Source organism: Methylobacterium sp. E-046 (assembly GCF_022829625.1).
GTDB classification, from domain to species: domain Bacteria; phylum Pseudomonadota; class Alphaproteobacteria; order Rhizobiales; family Beijerinckiaceae; genus Methylobacterium; species Methylobacterium longum.
Map to the genome: position 1 here is coordinate 1 of NZ_JAKSYP010000104.1, position 3,458 is coordinate 3,458.

Here is a 3,458-nt window from a genome sequence, read left to right on the forward strand (position 1 = left end):
GCGGTGATCTCCTCGATCGTGCGCTGCGTCGTGTCCGAGCGCGTCTTGCCCGCCGCCGCCCGCTTCACCGCCTCCTCGGTCAGCATCACCGACGTGTTGATCCCCCGCTGGATCTCCCCCAGCAGGCCCCGGACCTGACCCGTCGCCGCCTTCGCCTGATCGGCCAGAAGCTTCATCTCGGACGCCACAACCGCAAAGCTCAACCCGCTCTCCCCCGCCGCCGCCGCCTCGATGGCCGCGTTGAGCGCCAGCAGGTGCGTGCGCTCCGAGATGTCGTTGACCGTCTCGATGATGTCCCCGATCGTCTGGGTCTTCTCCGACAGGCTGACGATGTTGCCCGCCACTGCCTCCGCCTGCTCGCGGATCGCCTCCATCGCCTTGGCCGTGTCGGAGACCGCCCGCAGACCCTGGCGCGAGGTCTGCGCCGTCGCCTGCGCGGTCGCGATCACCTCCGTGGCCCGCCTGCCGATCTGTGCCCCCGACTGGGTGATCTCATCCATGGTCGCGGCCGTCTCCTGCACGGCCGCGAACTGCTCCTCGACCGACGCCGCCTGCTCCTGCGCCGAAGCGCGGATTTCGGCAGCGGCGGAATTCAGGTCGGCGGTTGCAGTGCGGTTGGTGCGTGCGAGGTCGGAGAGCCCGGCCACCATGCCGTTGAGGCTGCGCCCCAAGCGGCCGATCTCGTTGTGACCCCCCTCCCCGAGTGTGCCAGTGAGGTCGCCCTCGCCGACATGCTCGACGAAGCCCATCACCCGTACCAGCGGCCGGACGATCAGGCGATTGATGGCGACGCCGATCGCGGCGCAGATCAGGAGGGTGAGCAGGGTACCACCCCACAAGGCAAAGCTCTCATCACGTTGGGCCTGCGAGACGCGAGCGGCCTGCGCCGTACGGGTCCGCTCTTCCAGCGTGTCGATGGCGGCGAGTTTCCCCCGCAGGGTGTCGAAGAACTGCTTGCCCCTGCCTTCCGCCTCGATGCGCACCGCCTCCGGTCGCGTCACCGGATCAGCGGCCTGACGTATGGCGGTCTCGCCAATGTCGCTCTGCCACGCGCGAGCGGCTGTCACGGCATCGGCCAACAGGCGGGACCGCTCGGCATCGTTGCCGATCAAGCTCCTCAGCCGCGTGATCGTCTCGTCGAAGGCAGGACGCCCGGCGCGGTAGGGCTCCAGGCTGCTCTCGCGTCCGGTGATCAGGTAACCGCGTAGCCCGGTTTCCTGGTTGAGCATGGCCGCGCGGAAGGCGTCGAGGCCGCGAGCCACCTGCGTCGAGCGATCGAGGGCATCGGTCGCGTCCTGCAGCTGGTTGCGTGTGGCCAGCACCACCCCGCTGCTCAGCACCGACACCAGCGCGATAACGCCGATGGCGCCGCCCAGCGTGCGGTTGAGGCCAAACGTGTTCGGCATGCTCGGCTCTTCCTGATCAGACCTGCAGACGGCATCGAGCGACAGCCGCGCGACGACAAGTTTCGCCCATAGCGATCAAATCGAGCTGAGGCGAGCGACAGGGAGCAGGATGGGGAGAGAGTTACGGTGGGCAAGCGCGCGATAATGGGTGATGCGGGTCAATCTCCCGCGTTCTATCTGTGAAGCCTCGACCGGGCAGTCGCGTGAGGATCCGCGCGGCTTGGGTCTGGACGCCGCAGGTGCCGGCTTACGGCCTGGAGCCACTCCTAGGCAGCTGCGTTGTTCGGCTTCTTGCCTAACGAGGCGACCGAATGGCCGCTCTTCGTGATCCCCGACATCTTGGCACCCTCATGCACTCGACAGCATCGCGGCTCGGGCTGCTCGTCGGACTCGTGCTGCCCGGCATGGCTCTCGCGGAGACCGCGCCCCTGAACGTACCGATCCTGATGCATGGCGCGATCGGCGACGATGCCTGTCCTGAGAAGGGCCGCGTCGTCGAGGTCGGATCGCAGCCCGAGAGCTTCCTGCCGGTACAGAGCGGGCCGGGGGAGGCGCCCTTCCGCGAGATCGGGCGCCTGCACGACGGCGACAGGGTTGTGGTCTGTGAGAAGCTCGGTCCGTGGCTGGGCGTCGTCTACGGGGCAGCCCTGCTCGGCTGCCGGACGACGATCCTCGTGCCTGTCGAGCAGACGTATACCGGTCCTTGCGATCATGGCTGGGTCATGAGCCGCAACGTGGGTCTCGACCCGAAGTAATATCGCTTCAGCCGAGCAGCCAGATCAGCGACATGGCCCCTATCATGAACAAGGCTGACGAGGCGAGCACGGCTGTGCCCTCGCGATAGTTGAGGATGGCGGTGCGGGAAGCTGCGAGCATGTTGGCAACTGGATCGAGTGCGACCCGATGAGGCTCGCGCTCAAAGCTTGACCGACATGAGGCATAAACAGCTGTCCACAGCCAGAGCCTGGACGTAGTCGCGACTGAGCAACAGTGGCAGCTGGGTCTATCCCAAAGTCCCTCTCATCGACGGGCGCTTCAGCGCCTCCACGCTCCTGCTCCAGCCTCCCTCCGCATCAGGGTTGCGCAGCTCACGTCCACGTGGTGCATGACCATCGATGAAGCACACCAACAGCGTCAGGGCGAGCCAGACCCGCGCACGCATGAACGCAACCCTTCGGACACAATGAGCGGTCGGTGTGTGCCGGATTGGTTGCCGACTGGTTGATGGAAGCGCGGCAATTCACATGATCCCCCGACCCTGCGTGACGTAGCTTAGCGGGAACCAGGAGCGCGCCCGCGCACTCCTTCAGACCGGCATAGCCAATAAAAACCGAGGAAACCTGATGCGTCTGTTCCTCGCAACTTCGCTCGTCCTCGTGCTCTTGGCGCCCACAGCCTACGCCGCCGAGCAGCCAAAGGACGAGGCAGTCACCATCGGCCCGTGGCAGATCGAGGCCGCCTACAAGGGGCAGAAGTTCGAGCGGTGCGTGATGAGCCGTGAGACCTCCGACGGCGTGAATGTCCGCTTTACGCGCGATGTAGACGGCCTCGGCCTAAGCATGAGTTCGCCGAAGTGGAAGCTCGGGCGCGGGAAGAGCTACCCGGTCGAACTCGCCGCTGGAACATCGTTGCTGAAGGCTGAGGTTGAGACTGCCGGCAACGCTGTGTCGGTCCCCGTCAAGGACGATCGGTTCCTCAAATCGCTCAAGCTCGCTGACGGACTGGAGGTCAGGGGCGAGGGTTCGACCATCCAGGTCGCGCTGGACAAGAGCGCGGCCGGCCTGGAGCGATTGGAAAGCTGCTACACGAAGAACCTGGCGCCGGCCGAAACCAACCCGTTCGTCGCCCCCAGCAAGAAACCTTAACGACATTCTTCGGCACTTGATCAACGGTGCGTCACCATCATGGTCGACAGAGTTCGTTAACCATACGCCCGCACCCTGTGAGCATCATCGCGCAGGTGCCTCTCGTGAACCAGGTTCGTCTGATCACCGCTGCGGACTTCTCCAGCGACTGCCCCGTACCGCTCGAACTCGTGGCGCAGCTCACCCG

The 3,458-nt window shown here is 65.6% G+C and carries 3 protein-coding genes; 2 read left to right on the forward strand and 1 reads right to left on the reverse strand.

What is annotated here, in order from left to right:
* Positions 1–1,406: methyl-accepting chemotaxis protein (locus MKK82_RS09525; RefSeq protein WP_243985460.1), on the reverse strand; the 1,406-nt coding region annotated here is incomplete at its 3' end.
* Between the two features lie 350 nt (positions 1,407–1,756).
* On the opposite strand from MKK82_RS09525, the gene MKK82_RS09530 reads away from it, so the two are divergent.
* Together MKK82_RS09530 and MKK82_RS09535 are read left to right on the forward strand one after the other, a co-directional pair.
* Positions 1,757–2,161, forward strand: coding sequence for an integron (locus MKK82_RS09530; RefSeq protein ID WP_243985461.1), 405 nt, complete (start codon positions 1,757–1,759; stop codon positions 2,159–2,161).
* Positions 2,162–2,749: 588 nt separating this feature from the next.
* Positions 2,750–3,271, forward strand: a complete 522-nt coding sequence (locus MKK82_RS09535) for a hypothetical protein (RefSeq protein ID WP_243985462.1) — start codon at positions 2,750–2,752, stop codon at positions 3,269–3,271.
* The last annotated feature ends 187 nt before the right edge of the window (positions 3,272–3,458 follow it).

What these genes read in the sequence shown, in the direction of transcription:
- MKK82_RS09535 (WP_243985462.1), top strand. Translation starts at nt 2,750, where the DNA reads ATGCGTCTGTTCCTCGCAACTTCGCTCGTCCTCGTGCTCTTGGCGCCC.
- MKK82_RS09530 (WP_243985461.1), top strand. Translation starts at nt 1,757, where the DNA reads ATGCACTCGACAGCATCGCGGCTCGGGCTGCTCGTCGGACTCGTGCTG.